This is a genomic window from Phycisphaerales bacterium (assembly GCA_035627955.1).
Classification (GTDB): domain Bacteria; phylum Planctomycetota; class Phycisphaerae; order Phycisphaerales; family UBA1924; genus JAEYTB01.
In genome coordinates, this window is record DASPKU010000019.1 from 143,432 (window position 1) to 161,656 (window position 18,225).

The 18,225-nt window shown below is 66.8% G+C and carries 19 protein-coding genes; 7 read left to right on the plus strand and 12 right to left on the minus strand.

The annotated features are described in order from the left end of the window. Positions 1 to 330: 330 nt before the first annotated feature. The 5 genes from VD997_15350 to VD997_15370 form a co-directional block, all read right to left on the minus strand. Positions 331 to 1,827, minus strand: a complete 1,497-nt coding sequence (locus VD997_15350) for a sigma-54 dependent transcriptional regulator (GenBank protein ID HYE63367.1) — start codon at positions 1,825 to 1,827, stop codon at positions 331 to 333. A 58-nt stretch (positions 1,828 to 1,885) separates the two neighbouring features. After that, positions 1,886 to 2,218 (minus strand): DUF5615 family PIN-like protein, encoded by a 333-nt coding sequence (locus tag VD997_15355; protein ID HYE63368.1) that lies wholly within the window; start codon positions 2,216 to 2,218, stop codon positions 1,886 to 1,888. Then, positions 2,215 to 2,463 carry a DUF433 domain-containing protein gene (locus tag VD997_15360; protein ID HYE63369.1) on the minus strand — a complete coding sequence of 83 codons (249 nt, stop codon included), beginning with the start codon at positions 2,461 to 2,463 and terminating at the stop codon, positions 2,215 to 2,217. Before VD997_15360 ends, VD997_15355 begins: the two co-directional genes overlap by 4 nt. A 9-nt stretch (positions 2,464 to 2,472) precedes the next feature. Then, entirely contained in the window at positions 2,473 to 2,988 is a 516-nt protein-coding gene (locus tag VD997_15365) for a crossover junction endodeoxyribonuclease RuvC (protein ID HYE63370.1), read from the minus strand. 225 nt (positions 2,989 to 3,213) lie between these two features. Continuing rightward, on the minus strand, positions 3,214 to 3,819 hold the full coding sequence (locus VD997_15370) for a riboflavin synthase (protein ID HYE63371.1): 606 nt from the start codon (positions 3,817 to 3,819) through the stop codon (positions 3,214 to 3,216). A 166-nt stretch (positions 3,820 to 3,985) separates the two neighbouring features. Between VD997_15370 and VD997_15375 the strand changes: the two genes are divergently transcribed. The 4 genes from VD997_15375 to ychF all read left to right on the plus strand — a co-directional run bounded on the left by VD997_15375 (position 3,986) and on the right by ychF (position 9,410). Then, the gene (locus VD997_15375; GenBank protein HYE63372.1) at positions 3,986 to 5,167 is read left to right on the plus strand and encodes a PQQ-binding-like beta-propeller repeat protein; all 1,182 of its coding nucleotides are present in this window, start codon (positions 3,986 to 3,988) and stop codon (positions 5,165 to 5,167) included. A gap of 212 nt (positions 5,168 to 5,379) precedes the next feature. Beyond that, complete coding sequence (gene purH, locus VD997_15380; GenBank protein ID HYE63373.1) at positions 5,380 to 7,011, plus strand: bifunctional phosphoribosylaminoimidazolecarboxamide formyltransferase/IMP cyclohydrolase; 1,632 nt, start codon at positions 5,380 to 5,382, stop codon at positions 7,009 to 7,011. A gap of 324 nt (positions 7,012 to 7,335) precedes the next feature. Continuing rightward, complete coding sequence (locus tag VD997_15385) at positions 7,336 to 8,184, plus strand: HNH endonuclease (GenBank protein HYE63374.1); 849 nt, start codon at positions 7,336 to 7,338, stop codon at positions 8,182 to 8,184. 122 nt (positions 8,185 to 8,306) lie between these two features. Beyond that, positions 8,307 to 9,410 carry a redox-regulated ATPase YchF gene (gene ychF / locus VD997_15390; protein ID HYE63375.1) on the plus strand — a complete coding sequence of 368 codons (1,104 nt, stop codon included), beginning with the start codon at positions 8,307 to 8,309 and terminating at the stop codon, positions 9,408 to 9,410. Positions 9,411 to 9,420: 10 nt separating this feature from the next. Here ychF and VD997_15395 read toward each other — a convergent pair whose 3' ends face one another. Both VD997_15395 and coaD read right to left on the minus strand, forming a co-directional pair. Further along, the gene (locus tag VD997_15395; protein HYE63376.1) at positions 9,421 to 9,792 is read right to left on the minus strand and encodes a hypothetical protein; all 372 of its coding nucleotides are present in this window, start codon (positions 9,790 to 9,792) and stop codon (positions 9,421 to 9,423) included. Continuing rightward, positions 9,785 to 10,348 carry a pantetheine-phosphate adenylyltransferase gene (gene coaD / locus VD997_15400; protein ID HYE63377.1) on the minus strand — a complete coding sequence of 188 codons (564 nt, stop codon included), beginning with the start codon at positions 10,346 to 10,348 and terminating at the stop codon, positions 9,785 to 9,787. Before coaD ends, VD997_15395 begins: the two co-directional genes overlap by 8 nt. A gap of 160 nt (positions 10,349 to 10,508) precedes the next feature. Between coaD and VD997_15405 the strand changes: the two genes are divergently transcribed. After that, entirely contained in the window at positions 10,509 to 11,717 is a 1,209-nt protein-coding gene (locus tag VD997_15405) for a glycosyltransferase family 1 protein (protein HYE63378.1), read from the plus strand. Between the two features lie 3 nt (positions 11,718 to 11,720). Here VD997_15405 and VD997_15410 read toward each other — a convergent pair whose 3' ends face one another. The 4 genes from VD997_15410 to VD997_15425 all read right to left on the minus strand — a co-directional run bounded on the left by VD997_15410 (position 11,721) and on the right by VD997_15425 (position 15,434). Then, positions 11,721 to 12,140 (minus strand): helix-turn-helix transcriptional regulator, encoded by a 420-nt coding sequence (locus VD997_15410; protein HYE63379.1) that lies wholly within the window; start codon positions 12,138 to 12,140, stop codon positions 11,721 to 11,723. Positions 12,141 to 12,617: 477 nt separating this feature from the next. Then, positions 12,618 to 13,679, minus strand: coding sequence for a M28 family peptidase (locus VD997_15415; GenBank protein HYE63380.1), 1,062 nt, complete (start codon positions 13,677 to 13,679; stop codon positions 12,618 to 12,620). A 132-nt stretch (positions 13,680 to 13,811) separates the two neighbouring features. Beyond that, positions 13,812 to 14,474 carry a hypothetical protein gene (locus VD997_15420; GenBank protein HYE63381.1) on the minus strand — a complete coding sequence of 221 codons (663 nt, stop codon included), beginning with the start codon at positions 14,472 to 14,474 and terminating at the stop codon, positions 13,812 to 13,814. Positions 14,475 to 14,570: 96 nt separating this feature from the next. Then, a complete protein-coding gene (locus VD997_15425) occupies positions 14,571 to 15,434 on the minus strand; it encodes a methyltransferase domain-containing protein (GenBank protein HYE63382.1) in 864 nt (287 codons plus the stop codon). Positions 15,435 to 15,625: 191 nt separating this feature from the next. Between VD997_15425 and VD997_15430 the strand changes: the two genes are divergently transcribed. Further along, the gene (locus VD997_15430; protein HYE63383.1) at positions 15,626 to 17,008 is read left to right on the plus strand and encodes an MFS transporter; all 1,383 of its coding nucleotides are present in this window, start codon (positions 15,626 to 15,628) and stop codon (positions 17,006 to 17,008) included. 94 nt (positions 17,009 to 17,102) lie between these two features. Next, entirely contained in the window at positions 17,103 to 17,648 is a 546-nt protein-coding gene (locus VD997_15435; protein ID HYE63384.1) for a zf-TFIIB domain-containing protein, read from the plus strand. Positions 17,649 to 17,665: 17 nt separating this feature from the next. Here the strand turns inward: VD997_15435 and VD997_15440 are convergent, their stop codons facing one another. Next, the gene (locus VD997_15440; GenBank protein ID HYE63385.1) at positions 17,666 to 18,193 is read right to left on the minus strand and encodes a hypothetical protein; all 528 of its coding nucleotides are present in this window, start codon (positions 18,191 to 18,193) and stop codon (positions 17,666 to 17,668) included. Positions 18,194 to 18,225: the final 32 nt, after the last annotated feature.

The following is an 18,225-nucleotide window of genomic DNA, read 5'->3' on the forward strand; positions in this document are numbered from 1 at the left end:
CAGGCCTTGTCGAGCGCCCCGGCCCCTACCAAATTCCGCAAACCGGTATCACGTTTCGGCGCGCTCTCGTGTCCGCGGGCAGCCTGAAGGCTTGGGCCAAGTCAGTCACGACACGGCTCATGGATCAACGCAAGTCACTCGACGCACACGCGGAGCAACTGCACCGGGGGGCTATCCCTTCGAACACCGCGAGTTTCAAGGCGCCTGGCAGCAAGCGCAGGCATTGGACACACACATCTAAGCCCGCTTGGAAGAGTGGGGCCGCTGACCGCGCCCGCGGGTCCAATCAGTCCCCTCAGTCCTGTCGGTCCTATCCACCCCACGCCGCCCTCACCGCAACCCATACTCCTTCAGCTTCCGGTACAGCGTCCGCTCGCCGATGCCCAGCAGCTTGGCCGCGTGCTCTCTATTCCCCCCGGTCAGCCGCAGCGTCTCGCGGATGGCGCGCTTCTCGATCTGCTCCAGGCTGGTGCCGGCGAGGGAGGCGTAGCCGGTGCCTGCGGGGGCCGCGGCGTCCTCGGGGCCTTCATCGCTCTTGATGTCCTCGGGGATGTGGCGCGTGTCCAGCACCGGCCCGTCCGCCCCGCCGCCAGTTGTGGTGGGCGCGTCGCTGAGGGCCGACACCACCATGTTCTGCACCACGTTGAGCAGCTGCCGCACGTTGCCCGGCCATGAGTAGCTGGTGAGCCGCATCATCGCGGCGTCGGTGATGGTGGGCACCACCACGTCCGCAGGCTTGGCGGCCATCTCGCCCGCGAACCGCTCGATCGCGAACTGCACCAGCGGCGGGATGTCCTCGCGCCGCTCGCGGAGCGGGGGCAGCTGCACGTGCGAGCCGTTGATGCGGAAGAACAGGTCCTCCCGGAACTGCCCGCTGGCCACCAGTTGCTTCAGGTCCCGGTTCGTCGCGGTGACGAATCGCACATCCGCGTGCCGCGCCTCGTTGCTGCCCAGCCGCACGACCTCGCCGCTCTCAAGCACGCGCAGCAGCTTGGCCTGCATCGTCAGCGGCATGTCGCCGATCTCGTCCAGGAAGAGCGTGCCGCCGTCGGCGTACTCGAACACGCCCGCGCGGTCCTTGTCGGCCCCGGTGAACGCGCCCTTCACGTGCCCGAAGAGCTGGTCCTCCAGCAGGCTCTCGCTCTGGCCCGCGCAGTTGAAGGTGACGTAGCGTGAGGAGGCGCGGCGGGAGTTGCGGTGCACCGCCAGCGCGATCAACTCCTTGCCCGTCCCGCTCTCGCCGGTGATCAGCACGGGTATGTTCGAGGGAGCCACGGTCTTGACCGTCCTCAGGATCCGCCGCATCGGCTCGCTCTGGGCCACGATCCCCTCGAAGCCGGCCTGGTCGAGCTCCTGCTTGAGGCGGTCGTTCTGGTGCCGCAGCAGCACCGCCTCCGCCGCTCGGTTCACGAGGTTGCGGAACACCTCGAGGTCGAGGGGCTTCTGGATGAAGTCGTACACGCCCATCTTGAACGCGGCCCGGGCCGTGGGCACGTCGCCGTGGGCGGTCACCAGCACCACCTTGGCGTCGGGCTGGAGCTTGAGTGCCGCCTCCAGCACCCGCAGCCCCGCGTCCGCCCCATCGGTGGCCACGGGGGCCAGCCCGGCGATCACCGCCCCGCCCGACGCCGGCATCCGCAAGTCGGTCACGATGACGTCGAACGCCCCCAGCCGCAGCTCCTCGCCCGCCTCCGCCACCGAGTTCACCACCGTGCACACATGCCCCGGCTTGCGCAGGGCATCGGACATGACGTCCGCGTGGTCGGGCTCGTCCTCCACGATCAATACCTGCGCGGCCGCGGAAACAGAAGGCTTGGACTCGGGCATAGGGGCGATTCTAGATTCGTCGCGGCACGTCCACTTCAATCAATGGTGTAGCCGTCGGCTACAGGATGTCTTCAATGAGATGGAACCGCCGTTCAAGGCTTGGCTGTTCCAGGAGCTTTGCAGCCGCCGGTACGAGTGCCATGACGTTTCGCCACTGGTTGGTTCGTGGACGCAGGACGATGACCGGTATCGGCAGCTTGGCCTCATTCTGCTGATGCTGCATCCGTTTGTCGATCGTGACAAGGACCTCGAAGTCGACCTGAGCTGCCGCAGCGATCAGCCGGCCGTTCGAGATTGCGTCCCAGCCAACCTCACTGGCATGGATCACTTCGTGGCCAGGGAGATACCGGCGCAACTTCCTAGGGAAGCAGTGGTCGAGAAGTACCCTCACGCGGCCGCGCTCTTCCGCAGGTTCTCAATCCATGTCCGAGCAAGACGCAGCACGGCTTCGGCTTGTTCCTTCTTCACGGAAGGGAAGTCATCCAGGAACTCGGACAGCGGGTCGCCCGCCTCCAGGTAGTCGAAGAGGGCGGTGACCGGCACGCGCGTATCCCGGAAGCATGGCTCGCCGCTGAGCCGCTCGGGGTCTACCCAGACGTACGGGTACAGCGGGCTCTTCGGGTCCGTCGTTTCCATGCACGATTATTAGCTCCCCACCGCATCCGCCGTCGCAAAGTGCTGCGCCCCGCAGAGTGCAATGGCCAGCGCATCAGCCAGGTCCGGCGGCTCGGGCAGGTCGGCCAGGCCGAAGTGCGACTGGATCGCCCGCTGCATCTGAGCCTTGTCCGCCTGGCCGAAGCCGGTGGCCGACTTCTTCACCATCGCGGGTTTGAGCTCCAGCAGCCGCAGCCCCGCCTGCTGGGCCGCGAGGATGAGCACCCCCCGTGCGTGCCCCATGATGATCGCCGTCGCGGGGTGCTGGTAGTGGGCGAACAGCCCCTCCACCGCTACCGCCGCGGGCTTCGTGCGCGTGATCAGGTTGCGGAAATCGCAGTCCAGCTCGTGCAGCCGTTCCGCGATCGACGGCAGCGCCTCGCCCCGCTTCGTCAGCCGGAACACCCCCGCCTCCACGATCCGGGGCGACATCCACGCCCCATCGACCACCTCGATGCAGGCATAGCCGGTGACTCGCAGCCCAGGATCAATGCCGAGAACTCGCACGCACCCACTCTATCGGAAAAAGGGGAGGCGCAACGCGAAGGACGCGAAGAGGGGAGCGAAGACGCGAAGGGGAAGGCAGGGGGCAGGATGTGGGAAAAAGAAACTGGCGAGAAAGCTGGAAGAGTGACCACGAATAGACGCTCAGGTGTGCGCCCGAGTGATGACCCTCTCTTCGCAACCCGCCCCCACCTTCGCGCCTTCGCTCTACCTTCGCGACCTTCGCGTTCAAATCTTCTGATTGCCGTAGTTCCGCAACCAGTTCACCACCGTCTTCGCGAACACATCCGCCTCAATGTTCACCTGCTCCCCGGCCCGCAGCCCCCCCAGCGTCGTCTTCTCCAGCGTTGCCGGGATCAGCGCCACCTCGATCCACTCCCCGGGCGAAACCGCGGCCAAGGTCAGCGAGACCCCCTCCAGGCACACCGACCCCTTGGGCACCATGTACTCCATGAGCCCCGCCGGCGCCCTGACGCGAATGCGGTACTCCCCCACGGTGGAAACCAGGTCCACAACGCCCACGCCGTCCACGTGCCCCTGCACCACGTGCCCGCCCATGAGCGTCGTTGGCGTTGCGGCGTGCTCGAGGTTCACCCGCGAGCCGGGCCGCAGCCGCCCCAGCGTGGTCTTTGCCAGCGTCTCGGGCACGACATCGAACGCCCAGCCCCCGGCCCCCGCCTCGACCACCGTCAGGCAGACGCCGCTCACCGAGATGCTGTCGCCCCCCGAAGGCCGGTGCCCCCATGCGCCCGGATCGACGACCACCCGCAGCCGCTCGCCGCGAAGCTCCGCCGCCGCCACCCTGCCGACTGCCTGCACCAGCCCTGTAAACATCGTCCCGCATGGTAATCGCGCGCGTGAGGTTGGAAGCGAGGAAGTCAGCGTGGAGGGCGGTCGCCGTCCCTACCCTTGCCCTCCCCCATCCAAACCGTTTGACCACGCGGCCACCGGACTCGATACTGTGCCGCTCACGAACGAACGCCCCCTGGAGCCCCCGCGGATGAACACCGTCACCCCCGCCCGCACCGCCCTCGCCCTCCTCCTGCTGGCCGGCTCCCTGCCGTCCGGCTGCAACCGCAGCACCACGACGGCGACCACGACCACAACGTCCGGCGCCGCGACGACCACCACCAAGGGCTCCGCGAGTGGGGGGGCCGACTCCCAGCGCTTCCCCGTCAACCACGACGACTGGTCCCGTATCGGCTACCGCCTCGACTGGGTCGGCTTCCCCTTCCCTGGCGCCACGGCCTCCTCCAAGGTCAGCTTCGTGAAGCCCTCGGAGGACATCCTTGTCCTCCTCCAGAACGACAGCACCCTCGCCTTGCTCGAGACCGGCAGCGGCCGCACCCGCTGGGCCACGCAGCTCGCCGGCCCGCTCACGAAGTTCGTGAGCGTCGACCGAAGCCCCGGCGACACCAACCACATCCTGGTCAGCAGTGAGAGCGAGATGTTCACCGTCTCGGCCGCCAACGGCAGCCTGCTCGCCCGCGACCGCTTCGCCCGCGTGGTCAACACCCGCCCCATCTTCGCCAACACCACCGCGGTGTTCGGCACCTCCACCGGCGAGGTCATGGCCCACGTCCTTGGCCGCAGCGGCATCAAGGCCTGGGGCTTCATGTCCAGCGGCGCCATCGAGGCCGACCCCGTCCTCTGCGGCGGCACCATGGCCTTCGTCTCGCAGCGCGGCGACGTCATGTTCTTCGGCATGGGCGGCGGCCTCGTCGGGCGTGCCGCCATCTACCAGGGCCTCGTCAACGACCCCGTCGCCGACGGCGACCGCCTCTTCATCGCGGGCCTGGACCGCTCCATCTGGTGCTTCAACACCACCGGCCTTGAGGAGTGGCGCGTCCGCACCGACGCCCCCCTCCGCCTCCAGCCCACCGCCCACAACGGCACGCTGTGGGTCAGCATCCCCGGCGGCGGCCTGACCGCTCTCGACACCGCCACCGGCAAGCAGCGCTGGGCGAATCCAAACGTGCAGGGCACGGTGATCGGCACCCGCAGCGGCCGCCTGCTCGTCCGCACCGAGAACGGCCTGGTCACCCTCAACCACGCCGACGGCAGCATCGTGGACCGCACAACCACGCCGGGCATCACCAACATCGCGGTGGACAAGTTCGAGGACGGCAACCTGTACGCGATCAGCAGCCAGGCGACGGTGGGGCGGTTTATCCCGCGGTGACCTCCGAACAACCAGTGACGTTCGCAACGAGCCCGGAACGCAGTGACGGGTCTTCGGTGAACCTTGCGCACAAGGCAGCACCGCCCACTCACTTTGTGGGCGGACGCCGCGCGAAGACGCGTCGGGGCTCGTTGCGAACGTGCACGGCACGCACCACCTGACGCGTCACTCCGCCACTTCACCACTGCGTCACTTTCCCACTACCATCCCCTATGCCCGACCTCGCCCCCGTCCGCCGCGCCCTCGTCTCCGTCTCCGACAAGACCGGCCTCGTCCCCTTCGTGCAGGCGCTCGCGCAACGCGGCGTCGAGATCGTCTCCACCGGCGGCACCGCCTCCGCCCTCAGGGCCGCGGGCATCAAGGTCACCAGCATCGACGACGTCACCGGCTTCCCCGAGATCATGGGCGGGCGGGTGAAGACCCTGCACCCCAAGGTCCACGGCGGGCTCCTGGGCGTCCGTGACGACGCCGCCCACGCCGCCGCCATGCAGCAGCACGGCATCGCGCCCATCGACCTCGTGTGCGTCAACCTCTACCCGTTCGAGCAGACCATCGCCAGGCCCGGCGTGAGCGAGCACGACGCCATCGAGAACATCGACATCGGCGGCCCCTCGATGCTGCGCTCGGCCGCCAAGAACTTCGAGTGGGTCACGGTGTGCAGCAGCCCATCGCAGTACCAGCGGGTGCTCGACGAGCTGCACCGCCACAACACGCACACCACCCGCACGCTCCGCTGCGAGCTCGCCGGCGAGGTCTACGCCCTCACCAGCCGCTACGACGCCGCCATCGCCGGCTATCTCTGCAAGGGCCACTCCCGCCTCTTCCCCGTGCTCATGCACGAGACCTTCGTGAAGGACGAGGACCTCCGCTACGGCGAGAACCCGCACCAGTCCGCCGCGCTGTACCGCACCAAGCCAAGCACGGCCGCGGGCAAGTGGCCCAGCATCGCCACCGCCGAGCAGCTCCACGGCAAGGAGCTTTCCTACAACAACATCAACGATGCCGTCGCCGCCCTCGAGCTCGTCATCTCCCTCAACCGCGTGCGGAATCAGTCGCAGGTCACCGCCGCCATCGTCAAGCACACCAACCCCTGCGGCGCATCTATCGCCGCGAACGCCAAGGACGCCATCGACCAGGCCATCGCGGGCGACCCCATCGCCGCCTACGGCGGCATTCTCGCCCTGGGCGATACCTTCGACGAGGACGCGGCCGAGCGCCTCCAGTCTAAGGAGGTTTTCCTCGAGGTGATCGTCGCCCCCCGCTACACCGCGGAGGCCCTTGAGATGCTCCGCGCCCGCTGGGCCAACGTGCGGCTCCTCGCCGTGGGCGACCTCGACTTCCCCGTCGCCGCCCACGCGCAGCAGCTCGAGTACCGCTCCATCCCTGGCGGCCTGCTCGTGCAGGAGCGCGACCTGCGCCTCGTGCCCACGAGCGAGTGGCAGCACGCGGCCGGCCCCAAGCCCACGCAGGACCAGCTCCGCGCCGCCGCGTTCCTGGAGCCCGTGTGCCGCTCGCTGTTCAGCAACGCCGTGGTCCTCGGCGGCCCCGCGACAGGTGGTGAGAGCGGTGGGGGGATCCGCATGTACGGCGGCGGCGCCGGCCAGATGGACCGCGTCACCTCCTGCCGCCTCGCCGTCGAGAAGGCCGGCAAGCTCGCCAAGGGGAGCACCGCCTTCAGCGACGCCTTCTTCCCCTTCAGCGACGGCCCTCAGATCCTCATCGACGCCGGCGTCACCTGCATCGTCCACCCCGGCGGCAGCAAGCGCGACCAGGAAACCTTCGACCTCTGCAACCAGCGCGGCGTGACCTGCCTCACCACCGGCGTGCGCCACTTCCGCCATTGAATGCAGAGACCGTTGGGAACGAGCCCCGAACTCAGTGAGCGGGCGGTGTTGCCCTTGTGCGCAGGTCTCACCCTTGGACCCGTCACTGCGTTCCGGGCTCGTATGGACGTCAACGGTGCAGCCTCCATTCGATCAGCGTCTACTCGCGGACCCAGTCAGCCTCGCTTAAGCCCGGCCCCGGCCCACTCCTAGGTCCTTCCCACACCGTTTGTTACGCTTTCACACCACTTGCCGACCCGGTTGATCCGGCGGTATGGTACCCTAACAATCAGTGTCCCCGGTCCTTCCGGGCCGACCCGGATGAACCCCGTGGACGTGCTCACCATGCACGGACGACACGGCCATCCCCGCGACCACAAGCACCCTCACAAGAAGGGCAAGGGGTCGCACCCTCACCACACCTCGCCGCACTCCACCCCCTCGAGCTCCATCGACGATGACCAGCTCATGGCCGAGCTGGACGCCGACGGCGAGATACCCGCCGATCTCACCTCCGCCCTCGCCGGCCTGAGCGTGGGCCGCGGCAACGAGGGTCTGAACGCCAAGGTCCTGGTCCTCAACAAGGCCTACGCCGCCATGCGCGTGGTGACCGCACGCCGCGCCTTCGTGCTGCTCTCCCGCGCCATTGCCGAGGTCATCCACGTTGACCCCGCCACCGCCGCCGGCGCACCCAACGCGAGCGGCGGGTTCATCAACTACGACCTCGAATCCTGGATCGAGATCAGCCAGCTGCAGCGCGAGTTCGAGCCCGACCGTCACGACTGGGTCCGCACCGTCCGCATGGAGATCGCCGTCCCCCGCATCATCCGCCTGCTGGGCTACGACCGCCTCCCCGAGCAGACCGTGAAGCTCAACCGCCGCAACCTCTTCGCCCGCGACCGCAACAAGTGCCAGTACTGCGGCCGCATTTTCCCCACCAACGACCTCTCGATCGACCACGTCCTCCCCCGCGCCCAGGGCGGCGGCGACAGCTGGGAGAACCTCGTCTGCGCCTGCATCCGGTGCAACGCGCGCAAGGGCGGCCGCACCCCCGAGCAGGCCCACATGAAGCTCGTCAAGAAGCCCGAGCGCCCCAAGCGCAACCCCATCATCGCGCTCAAGCTCGGCCACGAGAAGTACGCGAGCTGGAAGGCCTTCCTCGACCACGCCTACTGGGACGTGGAACTGCGGTAAGGCCGCAAACATGCAAATAGCAAAGGTAAAAGGGCAAATCAGAAACGCCCGGTACGGGTGCCTTGATTTGCCCTTTGACAATTTGCGATTTGCTCTTTTGGCCTTCCCTACACTCCCGCCCCATGGAAGCAGGCATCGTCGGTCTCCCCAACGTCGGCAAGTCCACCCTCTTCAACGCGCTCACCAAGGCCGGCGCCCTCGCCGCGAACTACCCCTTCGCCACTATCGAGCCCAACGTCGGTGTCGTCCCTATCCCTGACGAGCGGATGAAGACGATTACCCAGTACATTCCGCCGCAGAAGACGATCCCCGCGGCCCTGCGCCTGGTTGATATCGCGGGCATCGTCAAGGGCGCCAGCGTCGGCGAGGGCCTAGGCAACAAGTTCCTCTCGCACATCCGGGAGGTCGACGCCATCCTCCAGGTGGTCCGCTGCTTCACCAAGGCGCCCGGCGGCGAGGACATCGTGCACGTCGCCGGCAGCGTGGACCCCATCCGCGACATCGAAATCATCGCCACCGAGCTGGTGCTCGCCGACCTCCAGACCGTCGAGGGCTCTATCGGCAAGGCCGAGCGCGCCGCCAAGAGCGGCAAGCCCGAGGACATCGCCCGCTATGAGGTGCTCAAGAAGCTCAAGCCCGTCCTCGAACGCGGCGACCCCGCCCGCACCGTCCGCATCGACGAGCCCGAGCAGCAGAAGGTCCTCAAGTCCCTCGGCCTCATCACCGCGAAGAAGGTCCTCTACATCATGAACGTGGACGAGGACGACCTCGAGGGCAAGAGCCCCGCCTGCATGAAGGTCCGCGAGCACGCGAAGAAGGAAGGCGCCGAGGTCGTCCCCGTGTGCGCCAAGATCGAGAGCGAGCTCGCCACCATGGCCGACGCCGACCGCGCCGAGATGCTCGAGGCCCTCGGCCTCAAGGAGCCCGCCCTTGCCGCCGTGGCCCACGCCGCGTACAAGCTCCTGGGCCTCCAGTCCTACTTCACCGCCGGCCCCAAGGAAGTGCGCGCGTGGACGGTGCCCATCGGGGCGACAGCTCCGCAGGCCGCGGGCGTCATCCACACCGACTTCGAACGCGGCTTCATCCGCGCAGAGATCTACTCGGTCGCCGACCTCGAGAAGTACAAGAGCGAGAAGGCGATCAAGGAAGCCGGCAAGATGCGCATCGAGGGCAAGGACTACGTCATGCAGGACGGGGACATCTGCCACTTCCTGTTCAACGTGTGACTGAACGCCATCAACGGATTGCCTTCGCGACTTGATCCGGCGGAACTGACAACAGCCATGCCGCGAACTTGGTCAGCTGCCGCTTGCGCGTAACGACCTCTCGAACCCACCCGTTGTGCTGCCGCCCACAATTGACCGCCCCTTGGCGCGCGAATTCCCTCGCCACGACAAAGAGCAGGATGAATAACAGGACCTGCTGCCAAATCCAGCCGAGCAGCAACAGCGCTCCAGCCAACGCGGCCGTGCCCCAGCTCAGGACCGAAGCCCCCTCCCGCAACAGTGCCAGGACGAAGCTCGCGAGTCCGCCCGCGACGAGTGCGACCCAGGTGAGTGCCACAGTGAGGCGCACGGCTCGCGCGAGCTCGTAAGCCTTGTCACCCATCGATGTCCACCCGCCCCGCCCGCAGCCGCTCCAGCGCCGGGTGCTTCTCCCCCTTCTTCTTCGCCAGCGCCCTCACCACTAGCGGCGGCACCATGTGCTCCAGCTTCGTCAGGTCCTCACCGAGCGCCGTGATCTGCTTGATCAGGCTCGACGACGTATAGGCGAAGCTCTGCCCCGCCACGACGAACGCCGTCTCCAGCCCCGCCACCTCGCGGTTGGTGACCGCCTGCTGCACCTCGTACTGCAGGTCCGAGAGGTTGCGCACGCCCCGCAGCAGCACCGACGCGCCAGCCTCCCGCGCGAAGTCCACCGTCAGCCCCGTGAAGGGCCGCACCGTCACCGGCGCGCGCCCGGGCTCCTCCCGCACCATCTCCGCCACCAGCTCGTCCACCATCCCCACCCGCTCCTCGGGCGAGAACAGCTGGTCTTTCGCCGGGTTGTACCCCACGGCCACAATCAACTCATCAAACAGCTTCCGCCCCCGCGCAATCACGTCCAGATGCCCGTACGTGATCGGGTCAAACGAACCGGGGTACACCGCGACATGCTTCGCCATGCGGCAATCGTAGTGATTCTCGGATCACATGGCCTTGATGCCCTGATGCCCCATGCCCTGATGCCTCTCTTCTACCCGCCCCCGCCTTCCTCGGCGCAACTCCGCCCTTCCGCGAAACGCCGCGTACCGCCTTTCCCGCCTTTTCCGCTACCCTGCAAACGTGCGAGTCCTCCTCTTCACCGACACCCTCGCCGACGTCAACGGCGTCTCCCGCTTCATCATCAACCTCGCCGAGCACGCCCGCGCCACCGGTCATGACCTGCACGTCGCGACCTCCACCCGCTTCGCCTGCCCCAAGGCCGCCAACATCCACAACCTAAAACCCCTCGCGGCCGTCCGCATGCCGGGCTACCCCAACCTCGACCTCGCCCTCCCGCCCTGGCGCCGAATGCTCGCCCTCGCGCGCGAACTCAAGCCCGACGCCATCCACATCTCCACCCCCGGCCCCGTCGGCTGCGTCGGCCGCCTCGCGGCGAAAAAACTCCGCGTCCCGCTCCTGGGCGTCTACCACACCGACTTCCCCGCATACATCGACCGCCTCTTCGAGAACGAGCTCTTCACATCGATCTCGCGCCAGTGCATGCGCACCTTCTACCGCCCCTTCACGACCCTCTTCCCCCGCAGCACCGACTACGTCGGCGCGGTCCGAGCCCTCGGCATCAGGGCCGACATCCTTCCACTCCGCCCCGGCATCACCCTCGACCGCTTCCACCCGCGCTTCCGCGACCCCGCCATCTGGCTCACGCACGGCTCACGCCAGCCCCCGCACGCCCTGCGCATCCTCTACGTCGGCCGCCTCAGCATCGAGAAGAACATGCCCCTCCTCGCCGCCATCTGGCGCGATGCCGACGCACTGCTGCAGCAGCAGAACATCCCCGCCGAGCTCGTCATCGTCGGCGATGGCCCCTTCCGCGCCCAGCTCGAGCAGTCACTCGAGAACACCCGCACCCTCTTCCTCGGCTTCCGGTACAACGACGCGCTCTCCCGTCTCTACGCCAGCAGCGACCTCTTCCTCTTCCCCAGCGTCACCGACACGCTCGGCCAAGTTGTCATGGAAGCCCAGGCCTCCGGACTCCCCGCCCTCGTCACCGACCAGGGCGGCCCCAAAGAACTCGTCGTCAATGCCCGCACCGGCTTCGTCCTGCCCGCCGCCGACCCCGCCGTGTGGGTGCGCAGCATCAACGACCTCTGCGCCAACCCCACGCAGCGCCGCGTCATGTCCGCCGAAGCCCACGACCACCTGCAGCAGTTCTCAATGGCGGCAAGCTTCGACCAATGGTGGAGCGTGCACGAGCAACCGCTGTCAGGGAGAGCGTCGCACCCCGGACGGGCTCCCATCGTCGAGACTACCTCTGCGTGTTCCGCGTAAGGCTCACTTGGATGTAGCGAGCGCTTTGGCAAGCCGCTTGAGAACACGCAATGTCAGTGCGTCCTCGTTTCGCTCCATCCGTGACACTCTCGACTGTGGAACACCCAGCCGCCTCCCGAGCTCGGACTGTGTGACCCCTTGGCGCTTTCGCAGCGAGGCGATCCCATTCTCAATGATCTCGGGGAGGATGTCATTGGCGTCGTGCCACTTCGTCTTCTTACTGGTGAGGATCGCCGCCGCCTCGCGGATGAAGTCTTCGGACGGGCCCGACGACTTCTCGAGAGCGACCAGCGCCTCATACTCCTCGACAGGCACGATGCGATGGGTCACAACCCCTTCGTCATTGACGATTACACTCGGGAAGTTCTCCTTCTGCCCAGCCCTGCGTGATGGCTTCCTTGCTGCACGTTTGACAGCACTCACTTCATGCCTCCTCGAATGCCCTGCAACTGGCCAGCACCAGCCTGTCGCGTGAAGGGTCCCACTGCAGCGCGAGCCGGTGCGCTCCGAACTTCGCCCATCGCATCCCGGGCGGAACGTCGTGCCGCATAATCGGCACCGACGCGGCGGCGGGATCCGCGTCCAATCTCAGGAGCAGCTCTGCAAATGCAAGCTGATCCTCCAGATCGCAGGTTCGCACGTAGGTAAGCACCTGCCTCGAGACGTGGACGTGCCTGTGGAACGCGCGAGGCCGCCGCTGAGCAGGCCGCGCCAGCCACCGCTGGACCAATGCAATCAGACTGGACGGCGTCCTCGCCAAGCCCCGATCTCCCGCGCCCGATGCGAACCCGCTTATCGGGCGCGGTCATGTTCCGCCGGAAGGCGTGAAGTTGCAGGTGGCGCGGCGTCACTTGGAGAAGTATACCACACGAGATATATGCCGTGCAAGATATCGTCGTTTCACTCGCGCGCTTCTGGAGCCCCCGCCAGATCGTTCACCACCCCCATCAGCCCCGTCACCACCCGCGCCATCCGCTCATAATCCAGCTTGTCCGGCGTGTCCGTCGCCTTGTGGTAGTGGGGGTACCGGTACGGCGCCGTGTCCGTCACCATCAGCGCCGGGTACCCCTGCTTCCAGAACGACCAGTGGTCGCTCGCGCCCACCATCGGCACGAAGCTCGACAGAGCCGCGCCCTCGCTGGGGAAGTCCACCGTGCGCCGGAACGCGGCCACGCACCGCTTGACGAACACTTCCGCCTCGCCCATCCCCACGAACCCGATGAAGTTGCCCTTCTTCGGGTACACCGCGCCCACCGGCGGCGGGTAGCTCTGGCTCCCGTCCACATCCGTGAAGTACCCCATCGTCTCCAGGCTCAGCATGCCCACGATGTTGTCGCCGCGCTGCTTGCACGCCCGCGCGTACACCAGCGAGCCCATCTCATCGGTCCAGAAGAACGGCGGCTCCTCGTTCACGAACAGCACGAACCGCACCGTCCGCGCCATTGGCTTCCCGGCGTAGTGCCGCGCCAGCGCCATCGTCGCCGCAGTGCCGCTCCCGTTGTCGTTAGCCGCCGGGCACCCCTGCACCGCGTCGTAGTGCGCGCCCACGATGACGATCTCATCCGGCCGCGTTGTACCGCGCAGCTCCGCGATCAGGTTGCTGCACGCCACCCCGTTCACCGGGAACGTCTGCCACTCCACCCGGTAGCCGGCCTTCGCCAGCTGCGCCGCGATGTAGTCCTCCGCCGCCGCGAGCTTGTGCGGCTGGAACACGTTCCGCTCGCCGATCCGCCCCGCCAGCACCTGCACGTCCCGCCGCATCTCCTCGGCGAGCGACAGCTGCACCGGCGTGATCGCCGGCAGCGGGCCTTTGAAGCTGTCCCCTGGCATCATCACCGAGCACCGTGTGGACGCGAACAACACCGCCGCCACGCACACCGCCGCGGCAATCAGCAGCTTGACGCGCCGGCCGCGCTTCGGAATGACACTGGCCTGAGCAACCGCTTGATCCACCTGCGCCATGGCAACCTCCCGGTGTTTAGTGTACACTAACACCGTTGCGATGGTTGCACGGGCCCGCCCGGAATTGGTTAGAGGCTCAACACCCCCCTTGGGACGTGAGCCTCTACTCGTTGAGCCTCTATTCGGACCGTCTCAGCGCCGCCGGCGGGCCGCGCCCAACGCAGCCAGACCAACCAGCGCCAGCGCCCCGGGCGCCGGCACGATCGCTACGCGATCGAAGTCAAAGGTGAAGCCCTGGTCCACGCCCGCCAGGGCCTGCGGCACCATCACGCCGAACTGGATCCGCGAGATGTTGCTGAACACCGTCGCGAAGTCGCTCTGCTCAAAGTTGATGAACTGCGGGCTGCTCGCGTTGATCGCGAAGCTCAGCGGCGTCCACGTGTTGGGGGCCACCGGCGCGAATGCCACCGCGATTGCGCCCGGGAAGGGCGTCTGGGCCATGCGGGCGAAGTAGCTCAGGGGCTGCGGCGCGTTGTGCCGCACCCACACCGTCATCGTGGTCACGCCCGAGGTGATCCAGTTGCCGTTGAACGCCCCGCCGCTGAACCCGCCCTCGCCGCGCACGATCACCGGCGTCGCGTTCGCCGCCTGGCTCACGAAGTTGAACGAGCCCGACACGTAGTTGCTGTTGTTCGGACCGCCCGCCCCGAAGTAGCTCAGCGGGGCCGAGTTGTTGAAGTTGGTCCAGCCCGAGGCGTTCAGCGAGAAGTCCTCGGTGAACGGGTTGATCACGCCGAAGGCAGACGGAGCGACAGCAGAACCGACCAAGGCCGCGGCCAGGCAGAAGTTGCGCATTGAAGAACCTCTCTCACACGGGTTTCCGGCCCGCGATCAGAGTTACTGTATTACAGGAAAGAATCTTGTCCAGCAGGAGCCTACGAACGCTACCAGTCAGACCCGCGTCGCCACAAGCTCGTACACCGGCGGCAGCTGCACGAAGGCACCGGGATCACAGCTCGCCTCTTCCCACGCGGCGTCGAACGCCTCCTTGTCCTCACGGGTAATGAACCCGCTCTCGACAAGCTTGGGCAGGAAGGTCTGCCAGAACGTGTTCGGCCAGTGCCAGAGCGAGCTGCCCGGACGGGCGATCCGCTGCACCACGCCGATGTGATCGATGCGGAAGCCGTTGGCCAGCAGCATGCCGGGGAGGCGTCCCATAATGTCGGTGTCGCCGCCGCGGGCCCGCCAGGAGGCCGCGACCGCGCTGATCACCCGCGAGAAGGCCTCGCGCCGGGGCGCCAGCGTCAGCGAACGCTCGTAGTTGAAGTAATCCTGGATGGCGATGCGCCCGCCGCGCTTCACGATCTGGGCAAGGCCCTTGATCACGTCCTCCGGACGCTCGAGGAAGCAGAACACCCACCGGGCGTATGCAACGTCGACGGTGTTCTCTTCGCCGGCCAAGACCTCGGACAGGTCCTGCACGTCGCCGAGCACGCGCTCGATGTGCAGGGCCTTGCGGAGGACCGCGGCGTCGTGCAGCTGCTTGAGGAACGCCGCGGACTCGTCGATCGCGACCACGCGCCCAGTCGGTCCCACGATCTGGGCAAGGTCGAGCGTGGCGTGCCCCGGGCCGCAGCCGAGGTCCATCACCGTCTGGCCGGGTTGGATCGCGGCCTTCTCCCACAGCTCATGGGTGGCCGCGGACCACAGGCGGTGCTGGAGTCCCAGGCGTACGGATTCGTCAACGCCGGTGCCGAGCACGTAGTCGTTCTCAGGGTGCGTCGGCTGGGGTTGCGCGGGTGTTGAGGTTGGCATGGGGCACCTAGGGTACGCCAGAGTGTTCGCACAAACGGGAAGGGGGGATTCCCGTCTCTTTGCCTATGACGGCCGCCGCTCACGGTCGTCCGTCACGCACCCCCGCTGGGTGCTCCCACATGTTTCCATCGGCAGGGTTCTTGCACGTCTTGCGTCAGACCGTGCCGGAGTGACCGATATCCTGTCTCAGATTGCCGTTACAAGCACCTTCATCCGTCGGCGTGCTGTCGCAGACCCCTGTCCTGGGGCGTGCGGCGCGTGCCGTGACGTCGTTCCACCCCTCGTCACAACCTGTCCTGAGTCGGCGCTCGTACGCGCTTGAACTGATCACCACGTTCTTCTTCGCGATGACGCTGATGGTGATCGACGGCAACGTCATCGGCGTGTTTACCAGGCAGACCTACGACGGGTTGCTGCCGCTGGCCACACTCAACATCCTGGTCGCTGTGCTTGGGGCGACGGGCGAGCTCGCCAACCTGCTCAGCTTCTTCTGGGGCTCGCTGGGGCAGGGTCGGCCCAAGGTGCCGCTGATCAATGCGCTGCAGCTGTGCGTGGTGCTCACGGCGGGGCTCATTGCACTGATCCCGCAGACGCCGGCGGGGCTGTATGCGCTGGTGGCGGTTGTCATCGTGGCTCGCGTGTGCTGGTCAGGGGTGCTGACGCTGAGGCCGGCGGTGTGGCGGGCGAACTACAACGCCGCGTCGCGGCACCGGATCGTCGGCCACATTCAGACCGTGCAGATGCTCGTCGTCGCGATCGGCGGCGCCCTCGTCGGCTACATCCTCGATCAGCAGAACCCCGCGGCCTATCGCGTCATCGTGCCGATCGCGTGCACCCTGGGGCTCGTCGGCGTCCTGGCCTACAGCCGCATGCGCGTCCGCGGCGAGCGCGTGCAGCTCGCACGCGAGCGCTCCGCCAGCTTGATGCGTTTCTGGGACGGCCCCGTCGTCATGTGGCGCATCCTCCGCAAGGACCCGCGCTACGCCCAGTTCATGGGCTGCCTCTTCGTACTGGGCTTCGGCAACATCATGGTCGGGCCCGTGCTCGTGATCACCCTCGTCGAGCACTTTGGTCTGGGCTACTTCAAGAGCATCCTGATCGCCAGCTCCCTCACCAACATCGTGATCCCGCTCGCGATCCCGCTGTGGGTGCGGCTCATGGATCGGGCCCACATCGTCAAGTTCCGGGCCGTGCAGAGCTGGGCATTCGTCGTCTCCGGCTCCTGCTTCCTCGCCGGCGCCTACTTCAAAGAGCTTCCGCTGATGTTCGTCGGCGCCTTCTTCCAGGGCATCGCCTTTGGCGGCGGCAACCTCGCCTGGCACCTGGGCCACGTCGACTTCGCGCCCCCCGCCGAGAGCGGCCACTACATGGCTACCCACGTCACCCTCAACGGCATTCGCGGCCTGCTCGCCCCCTTCACCGCCGTCGCCTGCTACGAGGCCGCCCGGGCCGCCGGCATGGACCCCTCCGTCGCCATGTTCGGCATGACGCTCGCCATCACCCTCGTCGGCTGCTTCGGCTTCTGGTGGCTCAACAGCTCCATGAGCGCTCAGATCGCCAACCACAAACGCTAACGTGCCACGATCACGCTTCGTGATCGTGTCTCCACCCCGCGCGAGCACGATCATGAAGCATGATCGTGGCACGAGTTTCCAGTATCCTCCGCGCATGAAGTGCCCCGCCTGCAAGCAGTCCGCGTTTCTAACCCGAGACCTCGACCAGGGCCTCGCCTCCAACCACTGCGCCGGCTGCCACGGCAACTGGATCTCCGGCCAGCAGTACTGGGACTGGCTGCGTGCGAAGGGCGAGAACCTCCCCGAGCGCGACCCGGGCTCTCCCACCCCTCAGGTCGCGGACTCACCCAGTGCCAAGACCTGCCCCACCTGCGGCCGCTGGCTCATCAAGTACAAGGTCGGCCATGGCCTCGCCTTCCACGTCGAGCACTGCGGCGGCTGCGACGGCGTGTGGCTCGATAGCAACGAGTGGGAAGCCCTCAAGGCCCGCAACCTCCACGACGACCTCCAGTTCATCTGCGACTCCCTCTGGCAGCGCGGCGTGCACCGCGACGAAACCGAAGCCCTCGCCCAGGCCCGCTTCGCCAAGGCACTCGGGACTGACTTCGAAAAAGCCCGCGACCTGCGCGCCTGGATCACCAACCACCCCAACCGGGCCGTGCTGCTCGCGTACCTGATCGATCACCTGCCGGGGCGATGACTGATCAGCCGTTGTGTCTAGTCCTCGGCGAACATGATGTCTGCAACCGCCCGGTCGGCGGACAGGCTGTAGAAGTAATCGATGCAGTCCAGCTCGGCTGCTTCGAGTGGGCACGTGTCCACGCCTTCATTCCGAAGTCTGCTCACCAAGGCTTCGTGTGCTCGGTGCCGGTTTTTCTCCATCCGCGATAGGATGGCTTCGGTGATTCGAAGCCTGCTGAATCCATTGAGCAGCGGCGACTTGACGGCGCCAAGAATGGTAGATGCTCCTGCAAGCGCGGCCTTCGTCGGAATCCCGCCCACGACCGTTGCGGCTGCCGAAGTTCCTAACGTCGCCACTTCGATTGCATCACTGGACAGATCAGCCCCGTGGAATCGATCTTGGATATAGACATCGTGGTACTCTCTTACAAGGGCCATCTGTGCGTACACCACTCGGTCGCGGAGCAGTCGCGCGCTGTCCCGATCGTTCTCTCTGATCGCCTCGTCGTACTCCGACTTCCATGTACGGATCTTCGAGTCGTCCCTTCGGAGCTTTGCGGCCAAGGCCTGGTCCCACGGGAGACTCGCGAAACTCC